At 72.8% G+C, this 26,749-nt stretch carries 27 protein-coding genes and 1 riboswitch; of the genes, 14 read left to right on the top strand and 13 right to left on the bottom strand.

Annotated features, from left to right (window positions below; translation table 11 throughout):
- Positions 1 to 3 precede the first annotated feature (3 nt).
- From AOQ37_RS42165 to AOQ37_RS22425, 3 genes are all read right to left on the bottom strand, one after another.
- The gene (locus tag AOQ37_RS42165; protein WP_234436983.1) at positions 4 to 642 is read right to left on the bottom strand and encodes an energy-coupling factor ABC transporter substrate-binding protein; all 639 of its coding nucleotides are present in this window, start codon (positions 640 to 642) and stop codon (positions 4 to 6) included.
- The gene (locus AOQ37_RS22430; protein ID WP_062646388.1) at positions 639 to 1,364 is read right to left on the bottom strand and encodes an energy-coupling factor ABC transporter permease; all 726 of its coding nucleotides are present in this window, start codon (positions 1,362 to 1,364) and stop codon (positions 639 to 641) included. The genes AOQ37_RS42165 and AOQ37_RS22430 overlap by 4 nt, the downstream gene beginning before the upstream one ends.
- Before the next feature lie 30 nt (positions 1,365 to 1,394).
- Positions 1,395 to 1,578: riboswitch (cobalamin riboswitch) on the bottom strand.
- A 59-nt stretch (positions 1,579 to 1,637) separates the two neighbouring features.
- A complete protein-coding gene (locus tag AOQ37_RS22425) occupies positions 1,638 to 1,988 on the bottom strand; it encodes a hypothetical protein (protein ID WP_159401366.1) in 351 nt (116 codons plus the stop codon).
- Between the two features lie 160 nt (positions 1,989 to 2,148).
- Between AOQ37_RS22425 and AOQ37_RS22420 the strand changes: the two genes are divergently transcribed.
- Positions 2,149 to 2,592: a hypothetical protein gene (locus tag AOQ37_RS22420; protein ID WP_062646386.1), complete on the top strand. Its 444-nt coding sequence runs from the start codon at positions 2,149 to 2,151 to the stop codon at positions 2,590 to 2,592.
- A 24-nt stretch (positions 2,593 to 2,616) separates the two neighbouring features.
- On the opposite strand, the gene AOQ37_RS22415 is transcribed toward AOQ37_RS22420, so the two are convergent.
- Both AOQ37_RS22415 and AOQ37_RS22410 read right to left on the bottom strand, forming a co-directional pair.
- A complete protein-coding gene (locus AOQ37_RS22415; RefSeq protein WP_199825069.1) occupies positions 2,617 to 3,417 on the bottom strand; it encodes an SDR family NAD(P)-dependent oxidoreductase in 801 nt (266 codons plus the stop codon).
- A 238-nt stretch (positions 3,418 to 3,655) separates the two neighbouring features.
- Positions 3,656 to 4,864, bottom strand: a complete 1,209-nt coding sequence (locus AOQ37_RS22410) for an acyltransferase family protein (protein WP_078890309.1) — start codon at positions 4,862 to 4,864, stop codon at positions 3,656 to 3,658.
- Positions 4,865 to 5,293: 429 nt separating this feature from the next.
- On the opposite strand from AOQ37_RS22410, the gene AOQ37_RS22405 reads away from it, so the two are divergent.
- Entirely contained in the window at positions 5,294 to 7,021 is a 1,728-nt protein-coding gene (locus AOQ37_RS22405; RefSeq protein ID WP_062646385.1) for a VanW family protein, read from the top strand.
- Positions 7,022 to 7,118: 97 nt separating this feature from the next.
- Here AOQ37_RS22405 and AOQ37_RS22400 read toward each other — a convergent pair whose 3' ends face one another.
- The gene (locus AOQ37_RS22400) at positions 7,119 to 7,769 is read right to left on the bottom strand and encodes a DUF6629 family protein (RefSeq protein ID WP_062646580.1); all 651 of its coding nucleotides are present in this window, start codon (positions 7,767 to 7,769) and stop codon (positions 7,119 to 7,121) included.
- Positions 7,770 to 7,944: 175 nt separating this feature from the next.
- Here AOQ37_RS22400 and AOQ37_RS22395 point away from each other — a divergent pair, with 175 nt between their 5' ends.
- The 12 genes from AOQ37_RS22395 to AOQ37_RS22340 all read left to right on the top strand — a co-directional run bounded on the left by AOQ37_RS22395 (position 7,945) and on the right by AOQ37_RS22340 (position 18,103).
- The gene (locus AOQ37_RS22395; RefSeq protein WP_199825068.1) at positions 7,945 to 8,301 is read left to right on the top strand and encodes an STAS domain-containing protein; all 357 of its coding nucleotides are present in this window, start codon (positions 7,945 to 7,947) and stop codon (positions 8,299 to 8,301) included.
- Positions 8,298 to 9,227 carry an anti-sigma factor RsbA family regulatory protein gene (locus AOQ37_RS22390; RefSeq protein WP_062646384.1) on the top strand — a complete coding sequence of 310 codons (930 nt, stop codon included), beginning with the start codon at positions 8,298 to 8,300 and terminating at the stop codon, positions 9,225 to 9,227. The genes AOQ37_RS22395 and AOQ37_RS22390 overlap by 4 nt, the downstream gene beginning before the upstream one ends.
- A gap of 189 nt (positions 9,228 to 9,416) precedes the next feature.
- Positions 9,417 to 11,132: an FAD-dependent oxidoreductase gene (locus tag AOQ37_RS22385; protein ID WP_234436982.1), complete on the top strand. Its 1,716-nt coding sequence runs from the start codon at positions 9,417 to 9,419 to the stop codon at positions 11,130 to 11,132.
- Positions 11,133 to 11,267: 135 nt separating this feature from the next.
- Complete coding sequence (locus AOQ37_RS22380; protein ID WP_063781173.1) at positions 11,268 to 11,804, top strand: hypothetical protein; 537 nt, start codon at positions 11,268 to 11,270, stop codon at positions 11,802 to 11,804.
- Between the two features lie 116 nt (positions 11,805 to 11,920).
- Positions 11,921 to 12,664, top strand: a complete 744-nt coding sequence (locus tag AOQ37_RS22375) for a class F sortase (protein ID WP_078890308.1) — start codon at positions 11,921 to 11,923, stop codon at positions 12,662 to 12,664.
- 137 nt (positions 12,665 to 12,801) lie between these two features.
- Positions 12,802 to 13,953 (top strand): SchA/CurD-like domain-containing protein, encoded by a 1,152-nt coding sequence (locus AOQ37_RS22370; RefSeq protein WP_062646381.1) that lies wholly within the window; start codon positions 12,802 to 12,804, stop codon positions 13,951 to 13,953.
- A gap of 94 nt (positions 13,954 to 14,047) precedes the next feature.
- Complete coding sequence (locus AOQ37_RS22365; protein WP_062646380.1) at positions 14,048 to 14,467, top strand: cupin domain-containing protein; 420 nt, start codon at positions 14,048 to 14,050, stop codon at positions 14,465 to 14,467.
- Positions 14,464 to 15,732, top strand: a complete 1,269-nt coding sequence (locus AOQ37_RS22360; protein WP_062646379.1) for a beta-ketoacyl-[acyl-carrier-protein] synthase family protein — start codon at positions 14,464 to 14,466, stop codon at positions 15,730 to 15,732. Before AOQ37_RS22365 ends, AOQ37_RS22360 begins: the two co-directional genes overlap by 4 nt.
- The gene (locus AOQ37_RS22355) at positions 15,729 to 16,979 is read left to right on the top strand and encodes a beta-ketoacyl synthase N-terminal-like domain-containing protein (protein ID WP_062646378.1); all 1,251 of its coding nucleotides are present in this window, start codon (positions 15,729 to 15,731) and stop codon (positions 16,977 to 16,979) included. Before AOQ37_RS22360 ends, AOQ37_RS22355 begins: the two co-directional genes overlap by 4 nt.
- A 35-nt stretch (positions 16,980 to 17,014) precedes the next feature.
- Positions 17,015 to 17,269: an acyl carrier protein gene (locus AOQ37_RS22350; RefSeq protein WP_020125751.1), complete on the top strand. Its 255-nt coding sequence runs from the start codon at positions 17,015 to 17,017 to the stop codon at positions 17,267 to 17,269.
- 1 nt (position 17,270) lies between these two features.
- Positions 17,271 to 17,750, top strand: a complete 480-nt coding sequence (locus tag AOQ37_RS22345; RefSeq protein WP_062646377.1) for an SRPBCC family protein — start codon at positions 17,271 to 17,273, stop codon at positions 17,748 to 17,750.
- Positions 17,751 to 17,770: 20 nt separating this feature from the next.
- Positions 17,771 to 18,103 carry a TcmI family type II polyketide cyclase gene (locus tag AOQ37_RS22340; RefSeq protein WP_062646376.1) on the top strand — a complete coding sequence of 111 codons (333 nt, stop codon included), beginning with the start codon at positions 17,771 to 17,773 and terminating at the stop codon, positions 18,101 to 18,103.
- Between the two features lie 61 nt (positions 18,104 to 18,164).
- Here AOQ37_RS22340 and AOQ37_RS22335 read toward each other — a convergent pair whose 3' ends face one another.
- The 7 genes from AOQ37_RS22335 to AOQ37_RS22310 form a co-directional block, all read right to left on the bottom strand.
- Positions 18,165 to 19,190, bottom strand: coding sequence for a methyltransferase (locus AOQ37_RS22335; protein WP_062646375.1), 1,026 nt, complete (start codon positions 19,188 to 19,190; stop codon positions 18,165 to 18,167).
- Between the two features lie 43 nt (positions 19,191 to 19,233).
- Positions 19,234 to 20,382, bottom strand: a complete 1,149-nt coding sequence (locus tag AOQ37_RS22330) for a right-handed parallel beta-helix repeat-containing protein (RefSeq protein ID WP_062646374.1) — start codon at positions 20,380 to 20,382, stop codon at positions 19,234 to 19,236.
- A 94-nt stretch (positions 20,383 to 20,476) separates the two neighbouring features.
- Complete coding sequence (locus AOQ37_RS22325) at positions 20,477 to 21,136, bottom strand: DUF5825 family protein (RefSeq protein ID WP_062646373.1); 660 nt, start codon at positions 21,134 to 21,136, stop codon at positions 20,477 to 20,479.
- Between the two features lie 60 nt (positions 21,137 to 21,196).
- Positions 21,197 to 23,149 carry a RiPP maturation radical SAM C-methyltransferase gene (locus AOQ37_RS22320; protein WP_062646372.1) on the bottom strand — a complete coding sequence of 651 codons (1,953 nt, stop codon included), beginning with the start codon at positions 23,147 to 23,149 and terminating at the stop codon, positions 21,197 to 21,199.
- Positions 23,150 to 23,281: 132 nt separating this feature from the next.
- Positions 23,282 to 23,404: a hypothetical protein gene (locus AOQ37_RS41865; protein ID WP_266720057.1), complete on the bottom strand. Its 123-nt coding sequence runs from the start codon at positions 23,402 to 23,404 to the stop codon at positions 23,282 to 23,284.
- A gap of 76 nt (positions 23,405 to 23,480) precedes the next feature.
- Positions 23,481 to 25,304 carry a S9 family peptidase gene (locus AOQ37_RS22315; protein WP_062646577.1) on the bottom strand — a complete coding sequence of 608 codons (1,824 nt, stop codon included), beginning with the start codon at positions 25,302 to 25,304 and terminating at the stop codon, positions 23,481 to 23,483.
- Positions 25,297 to 26,589, bottom strand: a complete 1,293-nt coding sequence (locus tag AOQ37_RS22310; RefSeq protein ID WP_063781177.1) for an MFS transporter — start codon at positions 26,587 to 26,589, stop codon at positions 25,297 to 25,299. The genes AOQ37_RS22315 and AOQ37_RS22310 overlap by 8 nt, the downstream gene beginning before the upstream one ends.
- Positions 26,590 to 26,749: the final 160 nt, after the last annotated feature.

Genomic DNA, 26,749 nt, shown 5'->3' with positions numbered 1-26,749 from the left:
GACTCAGATCCGTTCGGGAGCGGAGGCCCCGGAGGCGCTTCCGGAGCCCCGGACGCTGTCGGGTGCTGCGGGTGCCTCGCGTGCCTCAGGTGGCGCGGGCGCCCCGGACTTCACCGCGTTCGCGGCACTCTCGGCGTGCTCCGCCTTCTCGGTGTGCTCCGCGTTCTCACGGTCCCCGGTGTCCTCGGTGCTCGGCGAGGCCGGTGCGGCGGGCGATGTCCGCGCTGTGTATGCGGTCGTCGATGTGCGCGAAGCCGTCGAAGCCGTCGAGACCGGCACTGCCGTGGAGGTCTTCGAGGTCGGAGGGTTCGTCGGGGCGGTCGTGTCCCGCCGGGCCAGGGCACGGAGTTCGCCCTGCCGCCGGCCCCGGTGCAGACCGAAGTAGTAGGCGAGTACCCCCGCGCCGAGGGCCGCCTGGAGGGCGAACAGCGCTGACTCGATCTCGCCGGACGGCGGCTCGTACAGGGGGGAGAACCAGGGCTCGTAGTCCGGCCGGATCTCGGTGATCGCCGTCTCGGCCTCCGCGTCGGCGCCCGTGAACGGCTCCTCCTTGTGGTCGCCGAGTCCGAGGGCCAGGGGCAGGACGGCGAGTGCGGCCACCACGAACAGCAGCAGGGCGTTGATCTTCGCGTTACGGCTCACCGGGCCACCGCCTCGGTACCGGTGTCCGCAACGGCGTCGGCACCGCCCTTGGTCCGGCCGCCGGTCACGAGGACGCCCAGCCGGGTCAGTTCACCCTTGCTGGACTGGGTCAGCAGGCGCATCACGAACACCGTGAGGAGCCCCTCGCTGACCGCGAGCGGAAGCTGGGTGACGGCGAAGATGGAGGCGAACTTGCCGAGCGCGCCCGGGAATCCGCTGCTCGGGTCCGGGAAGGCGAGCGCCAGCTGCACGCTGGTGACGCAGTAGGTGGACAGGTCGGCCACGAAGGCGCCGAAGAACACCGTGACCATCAGCGGCACGTCGAACCGCCGCAGCAGCCGGTAGACCGCGTAACCCGCCCAGGGCCCGACGACCGCCATGGAGAAGACGTTGGCGCCGAGCGTGGTCAGGCCGCCGTGGGCGAGCAACAGCGCCTGGAACAGCAGGGTGATGGTGCCCAGCACCGCCATGACCGGCGGCCGGAACAGGACGGCTCCGAGCCCCGTGCCGGTGGGGTGGGAACAACTCCCGGTCACCGACGGCAGTTTCAGCGCGGACAGGACGAACGTGAAGGCACCGGAGGCGCCGAGGAGCAGGGTGCTCTCGGGATGCTCCTTGACCTCACGGGTGAGTGACCGTACTCCGTGGACGACGAATGGCGCGGATGCGACGCTCCAGGCGATCGCGTGCGCCGGAGGCAGAAAACCCTCGGCTATGTGCATGGCTGAGCAGACCCTCTCCAGCACCTCGTGGATGGTTGACGTGCCTTGGCCGGTCTCCTGGCTCACGGGTACCACCGCCCGTGCTCCGCCTTCCCGGGTCCCGAGGACCCAGTGGCTGCCCGCGAGGGCCGGAGCCGGACTTCCCGATCACAGTGGCGAGGGCCGCACCGGCATCACACCGGATTTCCCGTTCACCAAGGCGTGGTGACAGTAGTAGGCGTGCAGGGGCGCTGACAAGCGGCGATGCGGGGCGCGAAGACGGCGGACGACGGCTCACCCCCGGCGCACGGCGACGTCCGCGGGCCGGGCGGAACGCCGTGACCGCGGGGTCGGCGCAGGGTCCGCCGCATGGGTGGGGCCCTCGGCGCCCGGGGCCCGCGCGTCGTCGAGCGCCCCCCGCGCCGCGGGGAAGGCGAGAGTGCGCCGGACGCCGCCGGGGCGGGCGGGGGCCGCGGTGCGGAGTCGCCGGAGCCGGTTCCGGCCGAGGCCGCGGGCACCGACATCGGCGACGTCGTGGACGGCCTCGCCCGCGAACTCGCCCGGACCGGACCCGGCATCATGAACGACCCGGCCGACGCCCTCGTCCGGCACGCCCGCCGCTCGACCGTCGCGCGGCGACGACATCGTCCTCCGCCTCGCCCCCGTCCGACGGGCGGGTCCGCACCGGCGGGATCGGGACGACCGCGGTGCGTCCGGCGGCCGGGTGGGAGAATACGGTCCGAGGTCCACGCTGCCGTGGCGGCCGGCGTTCCGGGGGCGGGGGGACCGGAAGGATGCGTGCAGCATGATCGAGTGGGTGTTCCTCAGGGCCGGCGCCCGGCCCGTGCCCCAGCCCGTCGCCACGCCGGTGGTCTGGGCCACCGCCTTCGGCGGCGCGCTGGTGCTGGTGGCCGTGCACAACACGCTGGTGGGCTCGGACCGCCCAGGGTTCGCGCTGGCCGCGCTGTCCCTCCTGGCGGCCCTGCTGGGTCTGTGCGCCCGTTTCACCGCGGCCCCGGGCACCGCCGTCCTGTGCTGGCTGACCCTCAACGGCTTCGCCGTCCCGCCCATGGGGACGCTCACCTGGGCCGGCCACCGTGACACCTTCTGGCTCACCTGTCTGTGCGCCGCGACGCTGGTCGGCACCGTGCTCGCCCGGATCGTCCAGGCCCGTGCCGCCTACCGCCGGATCGCGGCCGAGGTGGCCACCCCGGCGACCGACCCGGACGGCGGGCCCCTCGGCGTCTGACCGTCGCCGGGGCGGGGGCGCGGCTCAGGTGACGTTGCGGATGTCGCCGCCGTCCACCCGCAGCGCGGCGCCGTTGGTCGCGGTGGAGAGAGGCGAGGCCAGGTAGGCGATGAGGTTCGCCACCTCCTCCGATTCGGCGAAGCGGCCGAGCAGCAGGTTGGGGTGGTTGTTCCGGAGGTGCTCACCCTCGAGCTCCTCCAGCCGCGCGTCCGGCCGCTGCTCCTGGAGCATGGCGAAGTACCGCTCCGTCAGCTCGGAGCGGGTCGGCCCGGGCAGCACGGAGTTCACCGTGACACCGGACGCCGGGTAGGACTCGGCCAGGCCGCGGGCCATGCCCAGCTGGGCGATCTTGGTGGCGCCGTAGTGCACCATCCCCGGCGGGACGTTGAGCGCGGACTCGCTCGACACGAAGATGATGCGGCCCCAACCGCGGTCGGCCATGCCGGTGACGTAGTGGCGCGACAGCCGCACGCCGCTCATCACGTTGAGGTCCCACAGCCGCTGCCAGCTCTCGTCGGACAGCTCGGTGAAGGAGCCGAGTTCGGCGGTACCGGCGTTGTTGACAAGGATGTCAGTCTCCGGCAGGGCGTCGATGATCTCCTGTACGCCCTCGGCCGTGGCCACGTCACCGGGCGCGGGCCGCAGGTCGGCGTCGGGCACGGCCTTGCGGATCTCCGCGATGGCGGCCTGCACGCGTTCTTCTGTGCGGCCGTTCACATAGACCCGGGCGCCGGCCTCCGCCAGCTGCTGCGCGGTGGCCTTGCCTATCCCCGCGGTGGAACCGGTGACGAGCGCGGTACGGGTGGAGAGTTCGAGGGTCAGCATGAATGCGGCTCCTTGGTCGACGGTGCGTGGCCGTCGGACGACCTCCCCTGACGGAGAGCGTCCGCTTCGGCCCTGTCGGCGACTCTTCAGGACACCACCACAGAACTTCTTGACCGCGACTTGAACGAGCGGGGGAGTGACACCGGGCGTGACATGTGCAGTACCAGCCCTGTCCTCCTCCGGGCGCACCACCGCCCGGCCACCGCCCGAGGGACGGGCGCCGGCCGGGCAGTGTGGTTCAGACCGTCTCGCCGGCCGACACGGACCGCGTGCTGCGCGGCACGGCCTGCGGGGCCCGCGGCTTCCTGCTGCGGCTCCAGCGCTTCATCACCGGGTTCTCCACCAGCGTGTACAGCAGCCAGGCGGCCAGCACGTTCACCGCGAGGAGCAGGAGCAGCATCCCCAGCGCCGGGACGGTGTCGTAGGTACGGCTGCCCAGCACCTCGGGCCGGCCGTAGAAGACCACCAGACCCTGGAGGAGGTAGAACGCGAAGGAGATGTTGCCCAGCAGCACCATGGGCCGGCTGGTGAGCCAGCCGCCGTCGCCCCGCAGGTCCGAGGTGGCCGCGGCGCAGAGGATCATGCCGATCGGCACGACCGTGGTGAGGCTGAAGTTGTACGGGTCCGGGACGCTGAGCGCGGCCCAGTAGCCCACGGCGAAGGCGGCGGCCGAGGGCAGCAGGCCGATGCGCGGCCACAGACCCGAGGCGACGATACGGGCCAGGAGCATGCCCAGCACGAACTCGAAGAGGCGCGGCGGCGGGAACGCGTAGCCGAACCACTCCTGGTTCGCCGTCAGGTCACCGAAGGGGCTCTTGGCGCCACCGGCCATGAACTGCTTCGTGACGACCGCCATGGCCGCCACACCCGCGACCATGCCGGCGGCCCACAGCCACAGCCTGCGCTCCGGGATCCGCCGTACCACGACGATGAACAGCGGGAACAGCGCGTAGAAGAGCACCTCTGAACACAGCGACCACGAAGGGAAGTTGACGCTCATCGCGGTGTCGGGCCGGTTGCTGAAGGCGTGCACCAGGGAGAGGTTGGCCAGCCACGCGTGCAGCGGGGTCGCGGAGGCCCACAGCCATATGGCCAGGGCGAAGGTCACGAGGTGGTTGGGGTAGATCTTGAGGGCCCGGCGCCGCCAGAACGCCGAGGGCCGGTCCCCGGGGGTCGACGACCACGTGAGGACGAAGCCGCTGAGCACGAAGAAGAAGGACACCCCGATGCGCCCGGCGGGCAGGAAGAAGTCGGCCACCGGCTGCGCGATGTCGGGGTCGGCGAAGAACGAGATCGGTAGCGTCGGCCGCAGCGGACCGGCGAGGTACGAGGTGTGGTAGAGGAAGACGAGCAGGGCCGCCACGAATCTGAGGCCGGTGAGCGAGGGGAGCGGGGCCCGGCGCTGCGGTGGACCGCTCGGGGTCGATGCGACGGTTCGGTCTGACATGTGCGCACTGCCTTTCGAACGGGGACGCGGTCGGCCCGAGGGTGGTCAGCGCGCGGTGGACTCGCAGGTGGGGCGGGCGACGCAGTCGGTCGTTCCCTGCGGATCCCGGCGTGCACGTCGCTCCAGGACGTGTTCCCGGTAGCCCTGTCGCTGTACTCCGGCGAGCCCACCCGCAGGCTATCCAGGCACCCCTCGGGAGGTGCTCGTGGCAGCCTCGAGAACCCCGCCGCGACCGCTGCCCCACACCGGCCTCTGCCGGCCCGGCGGCCCCGCCGCGGACGTGATCCGGGACATAGGTGTCCTATGACATAGGGGCTCATCGGGTGTTTTGGGTAGCTTGGGATGCTTGCCCCCTGTATCCGGCGCCGTTCCGAGGACGGCGGCCCGCAGCGGGGCGGACCATCCGCCGATCGCCCGTCCAGGAGACCCATGCGCCCCCGAACCGCCTCCGTACCGCCCCTCGCCCTGGCGGGCGGCGCGCTGACCGTCGGCGTCGGCGCGTTCTACCTGGCCGGGCTGCTGCTCACCGGCGGGGACATCGAGCCGGGCACCACCGTGGCGGGCGTGGACATCGGCGGGCTCAGCCGGACCGAGGCCGTCCGCAAGCTCGACGGCCACCTGACGGCGGCCGGCTCGCGGGAGCTGGCCGTGCGGGTCGGGGACCGCGACGGGACGATCGACCCACGACAGGCCGGACTCTCCTTCGACACCGAGGGCACGGTCGACCGTGCCGCCCGCGTCGGCGCCGACCCGATCGGCATGATCGCCGGGCTCTTCGGCTCGGGAGGCGACCAGGAGCCGGTGGAGCCGGTGGTACGCCTCGACGAGGACAAGGCCCGCACCGCTCTGGGCAAGCTCGCGAAGACCCTCGACCAGAAGGTCCGCGAGGGCTCCGTCGGCTTCGCGGGCGGCCGGGTCGAGCAGGTCGCGCCGCACCCCGGCCACGCGCTGGACCTGGATGCCGCCGTCCGTACCCTGCGGACCTCCTTCCCCGGCGGCGGGGCGGGCGCGGTCATGGTCCTGCCCGCCCGCGAGACCCGGCCGAAGGTCACGGCGGACGAGGTGCGGCGCGCGGTGCGCGAGTTCGCGCAGCCCGCCATGTCGGCCCCCGTCACCCTCACCACGGGCGGCAAGCGGTTCACCATCGGCCCGACCGTGCTGGGCGAGCATCTGACGATGCGGCCGGACGCCTCCGGCCGGCTGATACCGGAGCTGGACGGCAAGGGGCTGCGCAAGGCCCCGTCGGTGGCCCGTTCCCTGGCCGGCGTCACCACCACCCCCGCGAACGCCGCACTGCGGCTGGACGGCGACCGGGTCGTGGTGGCCGACGACGCCCGGACCGGCGTCCAGATCACCGACAAGGCACTGGGCAAGGCCGTGCTGCCGCTGCTCACCCGCTCCGGCGCGACGGCCCGCACCGGGAAGGTGGACGCGCGCACGACCCAGCCCCGGGTGACCCGCGACAGCGCGGCCCGGCTGGGACTGAAGGAGAAGCTGTCCTCCTTCACCGTCCACTTCGAACCGGCCGCCTACCGCACGAAGAACATCGGGCGGGCCGCCCAGCTGATCAACGGCTCCCTCGTCATGCCCGGCAAGACCTGGAGCTTCAACCGGACCGTGGGGCAGCGCACCGAGGCCAACGGCTTCGGCGAGGGCATCATGATCCTCGACGGCGAGTTCACCAAGGCGCCCGGCGGCGGTGTCTCCACCATGGCCACGACCGTGTTCAACGCGATGTTCTTCGCCGGCGTCGAGCCCGTGGAGTACGGCGCCCACTCCTTCTACATCGAGCGCTATCCGGAGGGCCGCGAGGCGACGGTCGCCTGGGGCAGCCTCGATCTGAAGTTCGCCAACGACTCCGGCCACGCCCTGTACCTCCAGGCCGAGGCCACCGACACCTCGGTGACCGTCACCTTCCTCGGCACCAGGAAGTACGACGAGATCACATCGGTCACCGGGCCCCGCACCCACGTACGGCAGCCGGAGCGGAAGGTGAGCACCGACGAGAAGTGCGTGCCGCAGACCCCGCTCGAGGGCTTCGACGTCACCGTCGACCGGGTCTTCCACCAGGACGGCAGGGAAGTGCGGCGGGAGCCGTTCCGCACCCACTACACCCCCCGCGACGAGATCATCTGCGAAGCCGGAGGCGCGCGGTAGCTGCGAGGACCGCCCACCGGCCGACCGGCGCGACCTGCGGAACCGGCGCGACCTGCGGGGCAGGCGCGGTCCGGGGCCGCCGTGACGTCCGCCTCGGCTACGGCACGCGGTCGCGCCGGCCCGCGGCGGCCGGGCGGAGTCCGCGCCGCCCGCGCACCCAGCCGAGCAGCAGCACCGACCAGACCGCCGCGAACGCGCACCACGTCGAGACGAACTCCAGACGCCACAGCGCGAAGCAGACCACCGCGCCCGCCCCGACCACCGCCCCCAGGGCCGAAAGACCCCGGTCCCCGGAGAGCAGCAGCGAGCCGACGGTGGCCAGGAGATAACCCGCGACGAGCACGGCCGGGTGCGAGAGACGGACCGCGTACCCGACCGTATGGCCGCGGATGTCGGCCGTCACGGGACCGGCGGCGACAGCGGCCGCGAGCCCCGCCGCGGTCGCGACACCGAGCGCGAGGAGGAACGTCAGCCTGCGCCGGGCGGCCGGCGGGGCGGCGCAGCGCACCGCCGCAGGCACCCACACCGCCAGCAGCGGCAGGGCGATCACGGCCCAGACGACGGTGGCGGGCCCGCTGCCCCCGCCCGAGTGCCGGACCACCGCCTCCACCATCTGATGGGCCCCGAGCAGCAGCGGCAGCGCGGCGAGCGGAAGATCCCGGCGGTCGCGCACACTCGTCACACAGGCCATCCCGACGGCCGCCACACCGGCGCCCGCCACCAGGTCCGCCGTCGCACTCCAACACATCACGTCACCATGGGTTCGGCCGTCGTCCGCGTCCGCCGCGTCGTGCGGTGCGGGCCAGATTACGTCCCGCTCGGCGAATCCAGCGGCCGCCGGGCCGCCCGGGCGGGGCACCGGCCTTCCGGGGGGCCGCGCTAGGCTGGCCCGGAGGACCGGCGGACGGCGAAGGAGGCCACGGGTGGTGGACGCCTCGCAGGGGGAGGGCGGTCTCGGACCGGTGCGCGGCGTGGCCGTGCTGGAGGTGGGCCCGTTGCCCGGTCGTCCCGGCATCCGTGCCCGGGGCGAGATCAGCGAGATCACCCGGTCGCCCTGGGAAGAGGCCCTCGCGGGCCTGGTTCGGCAGCACGCCGACGTGTCGTATGTGGAGTTGTCCGAAGTGGCGTTCGTCGATGTGGCAGGGGTCGCGGCACTCGCCGTCACGGCACTGGCCCTGCCCGGGGGCCGGATGGTGGTCGAGCACCCGCCACCGCAGGTACCCCGCGTACTGAGCCTGTTCTGGCCGGGCCTCGGCAGGATCGAGGTGGCGCCGCGATGAGCACGGTGGCGACCCACGAGGCCTTCGAGCACCCCGCGCTGTTCTACCGCACCGAACAGGAGTACGTGGACCGGACGGTGTCCTTCGTGCAGGAGGGCCTGGACCTCGGCGAGCCGGTGGCGGTGGCGGTACCTGGACCCAACCTCGAGCTGATCAGGGCCGGACTGGGCCCGGACGCCGAGGCGGTCCGCCTGCTGGACATGACGGTGGCGGGCCGCAATCCGGGCCGGATCATCCCCGGGGTGCTGCGCGCGTTCGCCGACACCCACCGGCAGGGACGGGTACGGATCATCGGCGAGCCGATCTGGGCGGGCCGCAGCGCGGTCGAGTACCCGGCGTGCGCACAGCACGAGGCGCTGATCAACGCGGCCTTCGAGGGCCGTGCGGTGACCATCCTCTGCCCCTACGACGAGGCACGCCTGGACGAGGAGGTCCTGGCCGACGCCCGGATCACCCACCCGAAGATCGTCACCCGCGACGATGAGAAGGCCAGCGACGCCTACGACTGGCGTTCCGTCGTCGCCCGCTACAACGAGGTGCTGGTGCCCGCGCCGGACGCGGCCGTGTTCTCGTTCGGCGCCGAGGAGCTGTACGCGGCCCGTGCCTTCGCGGCCGCCGAGGCCGAACGGCTGGGCCTCGCCGGGCAGCGGCTGGACGACACCGAGCTGGCGGTGGCGGAGCTGACCACCAACAGCGTGGTGCACGGCGCCGGACGGGGCACGGTCGCCGTCTGGGCACAGGCGGGACAGGTCGTGTGCGAGGTGCGCGACGCGGGCCGGCTGGTGGATCCGCTGGCCGGCCGAAGACCGCCGGCGCGCGGTCAGATCGGCGGGCGCGGTCTGATGCTGGTCCACTACGTGGCCGACCTGGTCCGCCAGCACACCTCGGACGAGGGCACGACCGTCCGCTTCTACGTCGGCCGCTGAGAGCACGCCGAGAGCGCGCGGAGAGCCGGCCCCGACCCCATCGGGAGCCCGGCGAGGGCCCGATGGGCGTTCGTCCGCGACCCCGTCCGGCCCGCACCGCGCCCCACGCACCCGAGGGTGTGCGGGGTCCGGCGGTCCAGGGGCGCAGGCGGGTGAAGCCTGAGCCACCGTCACCTCCACGGGGCATGCATGAGGATCTCCGCCGCATCCGGCCGGGTCGGCGGAATCGACGCGCTGGAGGCGAGAGTGACGAAAGAACATGCCGAGGAGATCGGCCCCCGCACCCTCAGGGTCCCGGTCCTCATCGTCGGCGGCTCCCTGGTCGGCCTGGCGACCTCGTTGTTCCTGGGGCGGCTGGGAGTGCCGCACGTACTGGTGGAGCGCCACGCCGGCACTTCCATCCATCCGCGCGGGCGCGGCAACAACGTCCGCACCATGGAGCTGTTCCGGGTGGCCGGTGTCGAGCGGGCGATCCAGGAGGCCGCCGCCACCCTGGCCGACAACCACGGCATCCTCCAGACGCCCACCCTGGTCGGCGACGCGGGCGAGTGGCTGTTCCGGGACATCGACCCGGGCGGCGGCCTGGCCCGGTTCAGCCCCAGCTCCTGGTGCCTGTGCAGCCAGAACGACCTCGAGCCGGTGCTGCTCGACCACGCCCGGCAGCACGGCGGCGACCTGCGCTTCTCCACCGAGATGATGTCGTTCGACAGCGACCGCACCGGCGTCACCGCGGTGGTCAAGAGCCGTGAGACGGGTGAGCACACCACCATCCGCGCGGACTACCTCGTGGCCGCCGACGGTCCCCGCAGCCCCGTCCGGGAGCAGCTCGGCATCGGTCAGAGCGGGCCCGGCGACCTGTTCCACAACGTCAGCCTCACCTTCCGCTCCCGCCGCCTCGCCGACGTCGTGGGCGACCGCCACTTCATCGTCTGCTACCTGACCGCCCCGGAGGCCGACGGCGCCCTGCTGCCGGTGGACAACCGCGAGAACTGGGTCTTCCACGCCCCCTGGCACCCCGAACACGGCGAGACCCTGGAGGAGTTCACCGACGAGCGGTGCGCCGAGCACATCCGCCGCGCGGTCGGGGTCGCCGACCTCGACGTGGAGATCACCGGCAAGGCGCCCTGGCACGCCGCCCAGCGGGTCGCCCGCAGCTACCGGTCGGGGCGGGTGTTCCTGGCCGGCGACTCGGCCCACGAGATGTCCCCCACCGGGGCCTTCGGTTCCAACACCGGTATCCAGGACGCGCACAACCTCGCCTGGAAGCTGGCCGCGGTGATCGACGGCTGGGCGGGGGAGGAGCTGCTGGACACCTACGACGCCGAGCGCCGCCCGGTGGCCGAGGCCACCAGCGCACGGGCAGCCGCCCGGTCGGCCGAGCACAGCCACCCCGGGTTCGCCCCGCCGCCCGGCACCGGCGGCGGTCCCCAGCGGGGCATTCTCAACGTGGCCCTGGGCTACCGCTACCCGCAGGGCGCCGTCGTCGGTGCCGACCCCGCCGTGCCGGTCGTGCCGGAGAACCTCGACCTGACCGGCGGCCCGGGCAGCAGGGCGCCGCACCTGTGGGTCCGCCGAGGGAGCGAACGGCTGTCGACCCTCGACCTGTACGAACGGTCGCTGGTCCTGCTCAGCGACGCCGGTGAGCAGGACGACTGGCACCGGGCCGCCGGCCGTCTCGCCGAGGAGCTGGTCCTCCCGCTGAGGTCGTACCGGGTGGGCGCCGCGGCCGACGCGGACCTGGTGCCCGAGGGCGACGTCGACTGGGCGGAGCGCCACGGCACGGGACGCGGGGGCGCCGTACTCGTGCGGCCCGACGGATTCGTCGTCTGGCGGTCGACGGGGCCGGACGCGAACGCCGAGGCGACGCTGCGGCGGGTCCTGAAGACCGGTCTCGGGCTCACCTGACCCGGGCCGGCTTCACCCGTGTGAACGCCCCGAGTGGTGCCGCGGCGAGGAGCGGCTGACGGTGGATCACGTCCCGGTCGGGTCACCCGAGCTGACGATGTGTCGGCTGCCCGGTCGTGACGGAAGGACCATCAGATGCGTTCTGCTCGCATGATCCTGGCCGCGGCGGCGGCTTCGGCCGCCCTCGCCGTCGGCGCCCCGGGCGCCCACGCCGCCGGTGACACGGACCACGACTCCTCCTGGAGCAAGGAGGACAGCTCGTCGTACGGCAAGGAAGAGCACGGCAAGGAGGACCACGGCAAGGAGGACCACGGCAAGGAGGGGCACGACTCCCCGCACGGTGGTGTGCACACCGGCGGCGGCGCGCTCGCCTCGGTGAGCGACGGCAGCGGCCCGGCCGTGGACCCCCGGTTCGACCCCGAGACGTACAAGGACAAGGACACCGAGAAGGGCGGCTCCACCGAGCACGGCAAGGACTCCTGGAACGGCGGCAAGGAGGAGGAGTCCGGCGGCTGGAGCAAGGAGCACGACAAGCCCAGCGGCGGCATGCACACCGGTGGCGGCGGACTCGCCACCCCCTCGGCCACCGCGGCCGGACTCGGCGTCCTCGCCGTCGCCGGCACCGGCCTCTACGCCCTGCGCCGCAGGAACACCGCCAAGAGCGTGGCCTGATCCATGCCGGACGCGATAGCGAAGCCGCGGCCGCCACCGGTACCCCCGTGTGGCGGCCCGGCTCGCTCCCCGTGCCCTGTCCGCCCCGCTGCCGCGCCCGAATGAGGTGGTCCCCGATGGCAGTTCCCCCTTCGTCCTCCCCTTCTCCCTCCGACCCCGCCACACCCTCCGGCGACGAGCCGGCGCCCACCGAAGAGGGAACCTCCCGCGCCGGCCTGATGGTGGTCTGCGCCGCGGTCGCGGTGCTCCTGGCGCTGAACCTGTTCGGCGGCGGCAACGACACCTCGGCCGGTATCGCCGGCCCGCCGCACGCCCCGCCCGCCGCCGGATCGGTCCCCGCGCCCCGCACCCCGGCCGCGCAGACCCCGCCCGCCGGAGCGGCGGACACCAGGGACGCGGCGGCCGGTCTGCCGCGCTCCCGGCCCGTGCGGCTGTTCATCCCCAAGATCGGGGTCGACGCCCCCTTCGTCGACCTCGCCATCGGCGCCGACGGCCGGCTCGAGCCGCCGCCCGCGAACGATGTCAACCTCGTCGGCTGGCACGCCAAGGGAGCCTCACCCGGCGAGACGGGCACGTCGATCATCGCCGGGCACGTCGACACCAAGACCTCCCCGGCCGTCTTCGCGAGGCTCAGCGAACTCGCGAAGGGCGACGGCTTCCAGGTCCTGCGGGCCGACGGCAGCAAGGCGTCCTTCCTGGTGGACAGCGTCGAGACCTTCGACAAGGCCGACTTCCCCAGCGAGCGGGTGTACGGCGACACCCCCGACGCGCAGGCGCGGCTCATCACCTGTGCGGGTGCCTACGACCGGCGGGTCAAGGACTACACCGACAACCTGGTCGTCTTCGCCCATCTCGTCTGACGGCCGGCCGCCCAGTCACCCACGTAGTTCATCCGAGTCGCGCGCTTGCGGGGACGGGCACAGGATCGAGGAACGCTGACGTCGCATCACCGCGGCCGACGTTCACCTACCCCCTCCGCGAAGGAGATGTGCGCAGGATGACCACCACGTCCGAACGAGTTGCAGGTTCGCGGGCGCGACAGGCGTCGCAACGTGTCTCCCAGTCCGTGTTCGACGGTTCCCGGCTCCGCGTCGTCCTTCTGGTCGACGTCTACGACGGGGCCCAGCAGCAGTTCCTCGAGGCGTACGAGCAGCTCTGCAACCAGGTCGCGTCCGTTCCCGGTCACGTCAGCGACCAGCTGTGCCAGTCCATCGAGAACCCCTCGCAGTGGCTCATCACCAGCGAGTGGGAGAGCGCCCCGCCGTTCCTCGCCTGGGTCAACAGCGAGGAGCACGTGGCGATGGTGGAGCCGCTGCACAGCTGTGTGCGCGACACCCGCTCGCTGCGCTTCCACGTCGTCCGCGAGACGGGGGGCCCGGCGGTGGCCGCCGACCGGGCGAACCGCCGGCTCCAGACCTCGCCGAGGATCGGCGACGGCGTGATCCGGCACGCGCTCACCTTCACCGTGAAGCCGGGCAGCGAGGAGATCGTCGCCAAGATCCTGGCCGACTACGCCTCGCCCGAACCGCAGGTCGACGACACCACCCGGCTGTGCCGCACCTCGCTGTTCATGCACGGCAACCGGGTGGTGCGGGCCATCGAGGTGCGCGGCGACCTGCTCTCCGCGCTGCGCCACGTCTCCCGCCAGCCCGAGGTGCGGGCGGTCGAGGAGGCCATCAACCCCCATCTGGAGCAGGACCGGGACCTCAACGACCCCGAGTCCGCCCGGGTCTTCTTCACCCGGGCCGCGCTGCCGGCCGTGCACCACGTGACGGCGGAGCAGCAGGACGCGCGGGCCGAGCGGTACGCCCTGTACTACCCGACCCGTGCCGACCGCGGCATGAAGCTGGCCGAGCTCCTCGCCCGGCAGGACGAGGCTGCCGCGGACGACCCGCGCAGCCCGGTCCTGCGCAGCACGATCTTCCAGCGCGACGACGTCGTCGTACGGCTGATCGACGTGCGCGGCGGGCTCGATGCCGCCGACCCCGGCCAGGCCCTCGGTCTGTCCGACCCGAAGCAGGTGGCCGAGCTGACCACGCTGGACGCCGGTGCCGCCGACGCGTCCTCCTCGGCGGACGGCCGCCTCGCGCGCTTCCTCGAACTGGCGCGCATGGACCTCGTCACCGACCGCCGGTCGCCCGACGCCTGATTCGTCATCACGTGGCGGGGGCGGTGCCCGCCCCTGCCACGTCGGTGCAGTACATCATCGGAGGAACGTCGTGATCACTTCTCGTCACAGAATCATGGATCTCAGCGAGGTCGAGCCCAACACCCGGCGAGGCGGCGACCTGCGCGCCATGCTCACGCCGGCCACGGTGGGCGCCACCAGCGGTTTCATGGGCCTGGCCCTCATCCAGCCCGGCGACCGCATCGGTGAGCACTACCACCCGTACTCCGAGGAGTTCGTGTACGTCGTGTGCGGGCAGCTGGAGGTGGACCTGGACGGTGAGCCGCACCCGCTCCAGCCCGAGCAGGGGCTCCTGATCCCCCTCAACGTGCGCCACCGCTTCCGCAACGTCGGCAAGGTGGAGGCCCGTATGGTCTTCCACCTCGGCCCACTGGCCCCGAGCCCGCCGCTCGGTCACGTCGACACCGAGGAAACCGAAGCCGAGCCCGCGGTGGTCGGGGCGGAGCCGTCCGCGCGACGTCAGGTGCGCTCATGACGAGACGAGTGGCGGTCACCGGCATAGGCATCGTCGCCCCGGGCGGCATCGGCGTACCGGCGTTCTGGAACCTCCTGGCGGACGGGCGCACGGCGACGCGGGCCATCACCTTCTTCGACCCGGCCGGCCTGCGCTCGCGGATCGCCGCCGAGTGCGACTTCGATCCCGCGGCCCACGGCCTGGACACGACCGACGTCGAGCGGTGCGACCGCTACATCCAGTTCGCCCTGGTCGCCGGGGACGAGGCGGTACGCGACGCGGGTCTCGACCTCGCCGCCGAGAACCCCTGGCGGGTCGGTGTCTCCCTGGGCACCGCCGTCGGCGGCACCACCCGGCTGGAGAACGACTACGTCCTGGTCAGCCACGGCGGACAGCGTTGGGACGTGGACCACCGCGAGGCGGCCCCGCACCTGCACCGCGCGTTCACGCCCAGCACCCTCGCCTCCACGGTGGCGGAGCGGTTCGGGGCACGCGGTCCGGTACAGACGGTCTCCACCGGCTGCACCTCCGGGCTCGACGCGGTCGGGTACGCCTTCCACACCGTGGAGGAGGGCCGGGCCGACATCTGCATAGCCGGTGCCTCGGACTCGCCGATCTCACCGATCACCATGGCGTGCTTCGACGCGATCAAGGCCACCTCCTCGAACAACGACGACCCGGCCCACGCCTCGCGTCCCTTCGACGCCGACCGTGACGGGTTCGTCATGGGCGAGGGCGGCGCCGTACTCGTCCTGGAGGAGCTGGAGCACGCCCGGGCCCGGGGCGCGCACATCTACTGCGAGCTCGGCGGGTACGCCACGTTCGGCAACGCGTACCACATGACCGGCCTGACCAGCGAAGGCCTGGAGATGGCCCGGGCCATCGAGGACGCGCTCGACCACGCCCGGCTCGACCCCACCGCGATCGACTACGTCAACGCGCACGGGTCGGGCACCAAGCAGAACGACCGCCACGAGACCGCCGCGGTGAAGCGGGTCCTGGGCACGCACGCCTACGACACGCCGATGAGCTCCATCAAGTCGATGGTGGGCCACTCCCTGGGCGCGATCGGGGCGATCGAACTCGTCGCCTGTGTGCTGGCCCTGGCACACCAGGTCGTACCGCCGACCGCGAACTACGAGACGCCCGACCCCGAGTGCGACCTGGACTACGTCCCGAAGGTGGCCCGTGAACGCAAGCTGGCCAGTGTGCTCTCGGTGGGCAGCGGGTTCGGCGGCTTCCAGTCCGCGGTGGTCATGAACCGGCCGAGGGAGAAGACACGATGAGCGAACCCCTTCCACGGCGCGCGGCCGTCACCGGAATCGGCGTGATCGCGCCCAACGGAGCCAGTACCGAGACCTTCTGGAAGGCCACCAGGGAGGGCATCAGCGTCCTGGACCGGGTCGACCGCGAGGGCTGCGAGGACCTCCCGCTGCGGGTGGCGGGCCAGGTCCGCGACTTCGACCCGTCGGCCGCGATCGAGGAGCGCTTCCTGGTCCAGACCGACCGGTTCACGCACTTCGCGATGGCCGCCGCCGACTTCGCGCTGGACGACGCCCAGCTCGGCCGGCCCGACACCGACGCCGCGCCCTACTCCGTGGGCGTGGTCACCGCGGCCGGTTCCGGCGGCGGTGAGTTCGGACAGCGCGAGCTCCAGCAGCTGTGGGGCAAGGGCAGCCGTTACGTCGGCCCGTACCAGTCCATCGCCTGGTTCTACGCCGCCAGCACCGGCCAGATCTCCATCCGCCGCGGCTTCAAGGGCCCCTGCTCGGTGGTCGCGGCGGACGAGGCCGGCGGCCTGGACGCCCTCGCCCACGCGGCGCGGGCGGTGCGTCGCGGCACCGACGTGATCGTGGCCGGCGCGACCGAGGCGCCGATCGCGCCGTACTCGGTGGTCTGCCAGCTCGGCTACGACGAACTGAGCACGGTCGACGAACCGAGCCGCGCCTACCGCCCGTTCACCTCCGCGGCCTGCGGGTTCGTGCCCGCCGAGGGCGGCGCCATGCTCGTCGTGGAGGCGGACGCCACCGCCCGGGCCCGGGGCGCGCGGGTGCAGGCCTACCTGGCCGGGCACGCGGCGACCTTCACCGGGGCCTCCCGCTGGGAGGAGTCCCGCGAAGGGCTCGCCCAGGCCGTCCGGCAGGCCCTGGAGGAGGCCGAGTGCGCCCCCGAGGAGATCGACGTGGTCTTCGCCGACGCCCTCGGCGTACCGGCGGCGGACCGAGCCGAGGCGCTGGCGATCGCCGACGCCCTCGGCGCGCACGGCACCCGTGTGCCCGTCACGGCGCCGAAGACCGGGATCGGCCGGGGCTACTGCGCGGCGCCCCTGATGGACGCCGCGGCGGCGGTGCTCGCCATGGAGCACGGCGTGATCCCACCCACCCCCAACGTCTTCGACATCTGCCACGACCTCGACCTGGTGACCGGCCGGGCCCGGCCCGCCGAGGTGCGCACGGCGCTGGTGCTGAGCCGGGGACTCATGGGATCGAACTCGGCGCTGGTGCTGCGGCACGGCGCCACCGACGCCTCGTAGCGAGGCGCCGCGGAGCAGCAGAGGAAGGGAATGGCATGACTGACCGCATCACCGTGGAAGAGCTGGCCGAACTCATGAAGAAGTCGGCCGGCGTCACCGTCGCCCCGGAGGAACTCCGCCGCGACGACGCCGGCTTCGACCGCCTGGGCGTCGACTCGCTCGGCCTGTTGGGGATCGTGGGCGAACTGGAGAACCGGTACGGCACGCCGATGCCTCCCGACGCCGAACGCTCCAAGTCGCCCCGGCAGTTCCTCGACCTCGTCAACAGCGCCCTCCTGACAGGAGCCTGAGATGACCGGACACACCCAGAACGAGATCACCATCGCGGCGCCCCTGGACCTGGTCTGGGAGGTGACCAACGACCTGGAGAACTGGCCGCGGCTGTTCAGCGAGTACGCCTCCGTGGAGATCCTCTCCCGGGAGGGGCGCAAGACGACGTTCCGGCTGACCATGCACCCGGACGAGAACGGCACCGTGTGGAGCTGGGTCTCCGAGCGCGAGCCGGACCGCGACACGCTGACCGTCAAGGCCCGCCGGGTCGAGACGGGCCCCTTCGCCCACATGGACATCCACTGGCGGTACGAAGAGGTGCCGGCCGGTACGCGGATGGTCTGGACGCAGGACTTCGCGATGAAGCCGGAGGCGCCGGTCGACGACGAGTGGATGACCGACAACATCAACCGGAACTCCAAGGTCCAGCTGGGCCTGATCCGGGACCGCATCGAGAAGACCGCCGCCGAGCGCGGTGCCACCCCCGGTCTGACCGACTGAGCCGGACGGAGAGCAGCACCATGCACCAAGCCCTGATCGTCGCCCGGATGGCCCCGGGATCGGCGCCCGACATCGCCAAGGTGTTCGAGGAGTCGGACCGGGGAGAGCTGCCGCGGCTCGTCGGTGTGCACCGGCGCAGCCTGTTCCAGTTCGGCGACGTGTACATGCATCTGATCGAGGCGGAGCGCGACCCCGGTCCCGCCATCGCCAAGATCACCGGGCATCCCGAGTTCCGGGACGTCAGCGACCGGCTGGCCTCGTACGTCAGCGCGTACGACCCCGACACCTGGCGTTCCCCGAAGGACGCCATGGCGCAGCGCTTCTACCTCTGGGAGCGCGAGCCGGCCGGCTGACCCGAGCCGGCCATCACCGGTCGCCGGGCCCGCAGCGTCGCGGGCCCGGCGACCGGTGGTCTCAGCCGACGTGGCAGTCGAACGCGTGCAGGTAGGGGTTGACCGGGCTGATGTCGTCGATGACGAGACCCGCCTCGGTCAGCCGGTCCACCATGCTCTGCGTGGTGTGCTTCGCCCCGCCGACGTTGAGGAGCAGCAGCAGGTCCATCGCGGTGCTGAAGCGCATCGAGGGCGTGTCGTCGACGAGGTTCTCAATGACCACGACCCGGGCGCCGGGGCCGCCCGCCTCCCGGACGTTGCGCAGCAGCCGGGCCGTGCTCTCGTCGTCCCACTCCAGGATGTTCTTGATGACGTAGACGTCCGCCTCGACCGGAACGGCCGTACGGACGTCGCCGGGCACCACGCGCGCACGGCCCGCGAGGTCGCCCCCGGAGAGCAGGCGCGGCACGGCGTTCTCCACCACCCGCGGGAGGTCGAGCAGAGTCCCGTGCATCGCGGGGTACTTGTCCAGCAGGCTCGCCACCACGTGCCCCTGGCCGCCGCCGATGTCGGCGACCGACGAACTCCCCGTCAGGTCGAGGAACTCCGCGACGTCCCGCGCCGACTGCACGCTGGAGGTCGTCATGGCGCGGTTGAAGATGTCGGCGGACTCCGGGGCGTCCTCGTTGAGGTAGGGGAAGAACTCCTTGCCGTACAGGTCCTCCACCACGTTGTGGCCGGTGCGCACCGCCTCGTCGAGCATCGGCCAGGCGTCCCAGGTCCACGGCTCGGTGCACCACAGCGTGATGGCGCGCAGGCTGTTGGGGTCGTCCTCGCGCAGCAGCCGGGAGACGTCGGTGTGCGCGAACGCGCCGTCCGGGCCCTCGGTGAAGACGCCGTAGCAGGACAGGGCCCGCAGGAGCCGTCGCAGCGGACGGGGTTCGGTCTTCACCGCGGCCGCGAGGTCCTCCACGGCCATGGGGCTGTCGCCGAGGGCGTCGGCGACGCCGAGCCGGGCGGCCGCGCGGAGGGCGGCGGCACAGGCCGCCCCGAAGGCGAGTTCCCGCAGCCGCATCGACGGCGGAGGGGCAGACTGAGCGGTCGTCATGTGCCGCCTTCCTTCCTTCTTGGAGTGTGGGGTTCCTACGGGTTCAGCACAGACCGGCGGGCTTCGACGAGCGGCAGGAGTTGCCCTCGAAGGTGTTGCCCTTGCCGGTGTCCGTGTTGACCAGGTCGGGGGAGTTGCCGCGCAGCAGGTTGTCGCTGATCCGGTTCCGCTCGCTGGTCGTGCCCACGAAACTCTTGAACAGGACGATGCCGCCGGACAGCGGGGACTTGCCGACGTTGTCCTTGATCACGTTGTGGGTGACCAGGCTGTCCTCGGCGCCGGTGAGCACGATGCCGGTGCCCTGGAGGGCGTCCAGCCGGGCGGTCTTCGGGCAGGACTTGTTGTTGCGCTCGATGCGGTTGTCGCGCACCGTCACGAAGCCGGCCTTCGGCTTGTTCTCGTCGCCGACGACGAACACGCCCGCGCAGTTGCCCGTGATCTGGTTGCCCGCGACGGTCAGGTTGCGCAGCCGGCGGACGGTGACGCCGATCCGGTTGCCCTCCAGCCGGTTGCGCTCGACCACGGTTCCCTCGGTGTCCGTGGCGCCGAGTTCCTCCTTGACCGTGTTGGCGAGGAAGAGGCCCGCGTCACCGTTGTCCCGGGCGGTGTTGTGGCGGAACAGGCCGTGCACCGAGTGCTCGGTGGCGATGCCCCACACGCCGTTCCTGTCGGCGGTGACGTGCCGCACGGTCAGCCCGTCGGCCTCGGTGGCGTAGAGGCCGGTCTTGGCGAAGCCCCGCACCGTCAGGGAGGCGACGGTGACGTCGTCGACGTGGTGGTCCTTCGTGCCCACGACACAGATGCCGTTGCCGCTCGCGGCACAACCGGTCGCGGCCTTCGTTCCCTTGGAACCCTTCGAGCCCTTGGAGTCCTTCGAGCCCTTCGGGTCCTTCGCGGTGCCCGATCCGGTGGTCGGGGCGGTGGTGCCGGCGGCCTTCGCCGGCTCAAGCACCGTGCCGCGGCCCACGCCGCGCAGGGTGAGCCCGGGCGTGCTCACGTCGACGCTCTCGTGATAGGTGCCGCGGGTCAGCAGCACGGTGTCGCCCGGCTCGGCGGCGTCCACCGCCTTCTGGATCGATTCTCCGGGGTGGACGACATGGACCGTGTGGTGGGCGACCGGCGGAGCGGCGCCGATCCCCGTCCCGATCAGCGCCGCCGTACAGGCCAGGTACGCGATATGGCATTTCTTCATATTGTGTACGTTATGACCGGGAGGCCGGAAAAGGCCGGGATGGGCCATCCGGCGGCGTGTCCTCCCCGGACGCCGGGCGAGCGGGCACGCGGACTCACACGGCCATGGCCTCCTGGAGCCAGCGGGAGACCCGGTAGGGCAGCCACCACGCCAGCTCGCCGACGCGCAGGAGCAGATGCTCGGCCGCGAACTCCTCCAGCACGTCGGCGGGTACCTCGGTGTGGTGCACGCCGGGACCGAGCAGGGCGATGGCCTCCCGGTAGTGGGGTTCGACGGCGGTGAAGCGGCGCAGGTCCCCCCAGCGGCGGTCCCGGATCTGGACGAAACCCGGCCCCTGACGCCATACCAGCTTGCACAGGTAGTGACGGGTCCGCCAGGCGTGCAGGGCCTCCTCGGCGTCGTCGAGACCCGTGAGGGTGCGGGGCGGCTGGAGGTGGGACAGCACCTTCCACTGGTGGGCGGAGTCCCGGGGCGAGAGCCGCAGGTCCCAGTCGACGGAGACCGCGCGCGCGGTGAGATCGCGGACGAGACACAGCCGGTCGACGGTCCGGCGATGGACCGCCCGATCGTCGGCGGACAGGTCCACGGGCGCGTCGAGCTCGGCGTGGCGCACGCCCAGGTCCCAGAGGCGGTCGGCCTCCCGGTCCCGCGCGGTCACCGGGAGGGAACCCAGCGACATGCCCGGCAGGTGACGGGCCTGCGGGTCGAGATCGCGCCAGGCACGTATCGCGAGGTCCGGTGCGGTGGCTGTCATGGGCGGTCCTTCCTCCGGTTCGGTGGAGCGGGGCGGTGGGGGAGGTACGGCGGCCGGGGCTCAGGAGGGCACGGGCGCGGGCACGGGCTCGGTCGCGGCCGACGCCGTGGCCTCGCCGCGCGTGTGGGCGTGACGCATGTAGTCCAGACGCAGCAGGTCCTGGTTCACGGCGGCGGGGGCGAGGTGCACGTACTGGCCCGCGTCGGTGAACACCACGCCGTGCGCGACCCACTCGGCCAGGAGGGCCTCGACCTCCCGTGCCGTGCGCGGCGCGTCCCCGGCGGAGACGGCGGCCGACGTCAGCTTGCGGTGCAGCGCCACCACGGTGTGCGGCTGGTCCAGGAGCCGGAAGACCGCGGTCTCGAACGGATCGGTGAGCTGCATGGTCCGCCAGGCGAAGGACGGCCGCCTGCTGACCAGCACGATCCGGTCACCCAGGTCGGTGTGGGTGAGACGGGCGTCGGCGTGGTGCTTCTTCCACGCGGCGATGCCGTCGTTGAGGAGACCGACGGTCGGCTCGGTGATACCGCGTTCGGGCGCCTGGAAGACGTAGGCCAGGTCGTGCAGTTCCGCCTCGGGCAGGTCGTAGGTGAACAGGTAGTGCTCCTCGGGCCGCAGCCCGGTGAAGCCCAGCTCGGGCCGCTTGAAGTAGGGGCTGAAACGCTCGATGGCGATCCGGGCGGACAGGTCGACCGGCGGGTTGAGGTGTTCCAGGGCGGGGAGCTGGCGGATGACGGGTTCGTAGTCGTCGGCGGTCTCTCCGGGAAAGCCGTGCAGGTAGTTCCACGACACCGACAGCCCGGTCTCCGCCGCGTCGCGCAGCATACGGACGTTCTGGCAGCCGCTGACGCCCTTGTCCATCAGGTCGAGGACGCGGCTGTTGAGGCTCTCGATGCCCGGCTGGACGTAGATGAGCCCGGCGTCCGCCAGCACCTTCAGCTGGGGGCGCCGCATGTTGGCCTTGATCTCGATGTGCATGCGCAGGTCGTAGCCGCTGTCGACGATGCGCGGCAGCACGGTCGACAGGTAGCGCATGTCCAGGATGTTGTCGACCACGTACATGTCGAGCACCCGGTGCCGCTCCGCCAGGTCCATGATCTCCTGGTAGAAGACGTCGGGGCTCTTGCTGCGGAACTCCATGAACGAGCCGTTCAGGCCGCAGAAGGTGCAGTGGTGCTTCTCTCCCCACCAGCAGCCGCGCGCGCCCTCGACGACCAGTTTCGGCTCCACCCAGTTGCGTGCCACGGACGCGGCGAGACGTTCGAAGTAGCCGCTGTAGTCGGGGGGCAGGATCGCGCTGGGCGGCAGCGGCCCGGTCGGCATGGGGTTGGCGGTGTGCCCGGAGTGCGGGGTGCGGTGGCACAGGCCCGGCACCGCCTCCGCGGCGGACGGGTCGCCGTCGCGCAGCGCGGTCAGCAGCCGGGGGAAGGCGTCCTCGCCCTCGCCGCGCACCACGTAGTCCACGAAGGGGAAGTTGCGGTGGACGGCCGCGCCCTGTTCGGCGTCGCAGTTGGCCCCGCCCATCACGGTCACGACGTGCGGGGCGAGCCGCTTGATGTGCCGGGCCGCCGCCAGCGCGGCGGTGTTCTGCTGGAAGGTGGAGGTGAACCCGACCACGTCGGGTTCGAGAGCCACCACACGGCGGGCCACCTCGTCGACGAACTCCGGCACGAGGCGGTGCAGTTCGCGGGTCATACGCATCCGGGACCGGCGCAGCTTCGACGACATCGCATCGACGAACTCCGCGTCCCGCCACGTCGGGTCGTCGTAGAGCGCCGAGGAGAACACCCAGTCACCGCAGCCGAGGAAGTAGGAGGAGAGGGCGTAGTACTCGTAGTCCTCGGCCGTGAACTCGGAGCGGGCGGTGATCCAGTCGGTGAACTCCAGATTGGCGTGCAGCACCTCGCAGGTGGCGTCCTGGACGTGGTCGTCGACGCTGCGTTTGAGGATGCCGAGGGCCAGCGAGGGCAGGTCTATCGGGGACCAGGGCATGTTGACGAGAAGAACGCGCACGATGGGCTCCTTGCGCACGGGCGGCCGACGGGACGAGAGGTGCGGGAAGCGCGGTGAGGGGCGGGGGAGTGCGGGAAGTGCGGGAGGGAGCCCGGCCGGCCCTGGTCGGAGCCGGGCCGGCCGGGCCGTCGCTCACTCCTCGTCGTCGCTCTCGGCGGCGTTGCGGAACGGGATGGTGATGGTGATGCCGATGCCCGGCTTCCGGTTCTCCTCGTCGCCCGCCAGCGGGTCGTTGTGGATGATGTCCTTCTGCACAGTCGTCCTCCTTCTCGGGTTCATGACGTGTTCTTCGGGCGGGTGGTGCTGTGCACGACCCGGTCCCGCTGTGTCCTCAGCGGGGCCGGGGTCCTCCCGGGCGAGCCGGGGGACGCGAGGGGGGCGCCGGTGCGGGCAGCCGCGCGCGCAGGAAGGTCAGTGAGCGGCGCAGGACCGCGACGTGTGCCGCGCCGTCGTAGCCGTCGTGGCCGGTGTCGAGCCACATCTGCTCATGCGTCACGCCCGCCGCGGTCAGCGCGCCCAGGTAGCTGCGGATCTGTTCCGGCGGGCACTTGACGTCGTTGTCGGCACCGACCACGAGCAGCGGTGCCCGCACCTTCGCCGCGAAGCTGAGCGGCGAGCTGTGGGCGTAGCGCCGGGGCACCTGCTCCGGGGTGCCGCCGAACCAGCGGACGTCCAGGGCGCGCAGCGCGGGCGTGGTCAGCCGGTGGGCGGTCACCCAGTCGGCGACGGGCTTGACCGCGACACCGGCCTGCCACAGCCCCGGGCGCGTACCGAGCGCCAGCAGTACCAGATAGGCCCCCCAGGACACTCCCCACAGAGCCGTAGCCCGGTCGTCCACCAGCCCGCGACGGACGAGATCCGCGCGCACCGCGGCCAGGTCGTCCACCTGGGGATGGCCGACATCCGGCCCGAGGGCCCGCCGCCAGCGCGGACCGTAGCCGGTCGACCCGCGGTAGTTGACGCGCGCCACGGCATAGCCGGAGGCCACCAGCGAGTGCACCGTGGCGTCGTAGGCGTCCCGGTCGTGGTCGGCGGGTCCGCCGTGCACCAGGAACACGGCCGGTGGCGGTGCCGCGTCGCCGTCGGCACCCGCCCCGCCGGACCGGCTGCCGTCGGGGCGCGGCAGGCTGAGCAGCGTGTGGACCGGGCCGCCGGGCGTCCGGGTCCACACCTCGGTGTGCCGCCCGGGCACGGGGGGCGGTGGACCGGGCGCCGGCAGGGCGACCCCGTCGGTGGCGTGCGGGACGGGCGGGTGGGCGGTGTCCGTCCACAGGTAGTGCAGCCCCCCGCCCGGCCGCGGGGCGGCGTCCAGCAGGCTCCCGGCGGGAGTGGGCAGGACCCGGCGGGTACGGTCGCGCAGACGGACCCGGTGCAGCAGCGAGCGCCCGTGCCGCTCCTGACGCACCAGCACCTCGTCCGTGTCGGGGTACCAGCCGGCGGTGATCTCGGTGTCGAAACGGCACCAGGAGTGCGTGACCAGACCGCCGGCCGGTGTCCATGTGGCCAACCGGTATTCGTCCGTCAGCTCGTGCACCAGCAGCAGTGCGGACCGGCCGGGCCGCGGCGAGAAGCCCCGGCACCAGAACCTGCCGGCCGGGCCGCCGGTCTCGGGCAGGCGGGCGACGACCCGGCCCGCCGGGGTGACGACCACGACGCTCGTGTCACCGTCGGACACCGTGGCCAGAGCCACCAGATCGCCTTCCGGGGTGACACCGCCCAGCCGTCCCTCCCCGGCGATGCGGAGGATCTCGCGCGGCGCCCGGCCACGCCGTCCGACGAACACCCTCGTGCCGCCGTGCCGGGACGCGAGTGCCGCGGCGACCGTCCCGTCGTCCGTCACCGCCAGACCGCGCGGCAGCGCGGCCGGGGCACCGGGCAGACCGGGCACCCGGCAGCCTCCGTCGAACGGCTGGAACCACCAGTGCCCGCGGCCCTCTGCGTCCTCGTCGAACCACCACACGTACGCGTCGGCGTCGATGGCGCAGTGCACCGTCCCCCGGGGCCGGTCCGTGACCTGCCGCGTGCTCCTGGTGGCCGCGTCCCAGGTGAACACCTCGCAACGGCCGTCGGCGTCGGCCGTCAGCACCATGCGCCGCGCGTCACGCGGACACACCTGGGGCAGGGCACCGAGGAAGACCCGGAAGTCGTCAGCCACGGCCGTCCCCCACCCCGGCGGCGGCCGCGGCACCCGCGCGCAGTACGGCGGCGGCCCGCAGCTGGGTGTACCCGGCCAGTGCCGCGAAGAGCGCGGTGACCAGCAGTGCGGGCGCGCGGGAGCTCCAGACGGTGACGAGGGCGGCGGCGAGCGCCGGCGCTCCGGCCGCGGCCAGCGCGGACACCGAGCCGAGCACACTCGCGGTGCGGGACTGGAGCTCCACCGGTGTGCACGCGACGGCGGCGCCGGCCAGCACCACGGTGATCAGCGGCACCAGCAGGGACAGCCCGGCGAACGCCACTCCCCAGCCGGTCGCGCCGTCCACCCACATCAGCGCGCCGCACGGCAGCGGCAGCAGCCAGGCGGCCACCGTCAGCAGGCGGGCGGCGCCGAGCCGTCGTACGGCGGGGGCCGCGACCAGCGAGCCCAGCAGGCCGCTCGCCCCGGCCGCGGCGAGGACCACACCGGCCGCCGTGCTCCGGTCGTCCGCGCCCAGCCGGAACAGCGCCGCGTAGAAGAGCAGGGTCAGCGCGCCCCCGGCGGCCGAGGTCCAGACCAGCACCAGGCGCAGCACCGGGGACCCGGCCACCGTGACGACGCCGGCTCGCGCGGCGGCGAACCGCTCGGGCCAGGTCCCTCGCAGGCGGGCGCCGGTGCCGGACGGAGGGGTCGGCGCGGGTGTGTCGAGGGGGGTGCGCACGGCCCGGACACCCAGCGCGGCGATCGCGTAGGAGAGGGCGTCGGCCAGGAAGGGCAGCGGCCGGGCGAGTTGGAACAGGGCCCCGCCGAGCACCGGACCCAGGACGAGTGCGGCCTGGTCGCCCGTCTGCATACCGGCCGCCGCCCGGGGCAGCTCGTCGACGGTCGCCAGACGGACGATGGCTCCGCGCGACGCGGCCTCGTAGGCCACGGCGCACAGCCGCTCCGCGAGGGCCAGCGACACCACGACCCATAACGCGGGCCGGCCCAGACAGGTCAGCGCCAGTACCCCCGTGGCCAGGGCCGCGAGGGCCGCCGAACCCGTCATGAGGCGGCGCCGCCGTCCCCGGTCCGCCGGTACCGCGACGAGCGGCCCGAGGACGACCCCGGTGAGCGCGGCGACGCCGGCCAGCGATCCCGCGGTACCGGGGCTGTGACCGAGATCGAGGAGCAGGAGCGGGAGGACCAGGCCGGAGGCCTGACTGCCGAGCCCGTCGGCCGCGTTGACCCACCACAGGATCCTGAGGTCCCGCGATGCCCGGGCGGGCCGGGCGTGGTGTGCGCCCGGGCGGTCCGTCCGGGTCACCCCGTCCGCCGGGGCCGACGGGTCCGTTCGCTTCGCGCGGCGCGGCTCCCCGTCGGTGACGGGTCTCTCCTCGTGCGCCGGGCCGGAAGGCCGGCGGATCGGTGACGTGCCGACGTTCCCCACCCCCCGTACGACCGGGAGGCCGCGCCGGCGGCCGGCC

Source organism: Streptomyces maremycinicus (assembly GCF_001184025.1).
GTDB classification, from domain to species: Bacteria; Actinomycetota; Actinomycetes; order Streptomycetales; family Streptomycetaceae; genus Streptomyces; species Streptomyces maremycinicus.
The sequence above is the reverse complement of the archived record's forward strand: the minus strand, read 5'-3'. Positions and strand labels throughout refer to the sequence as shown.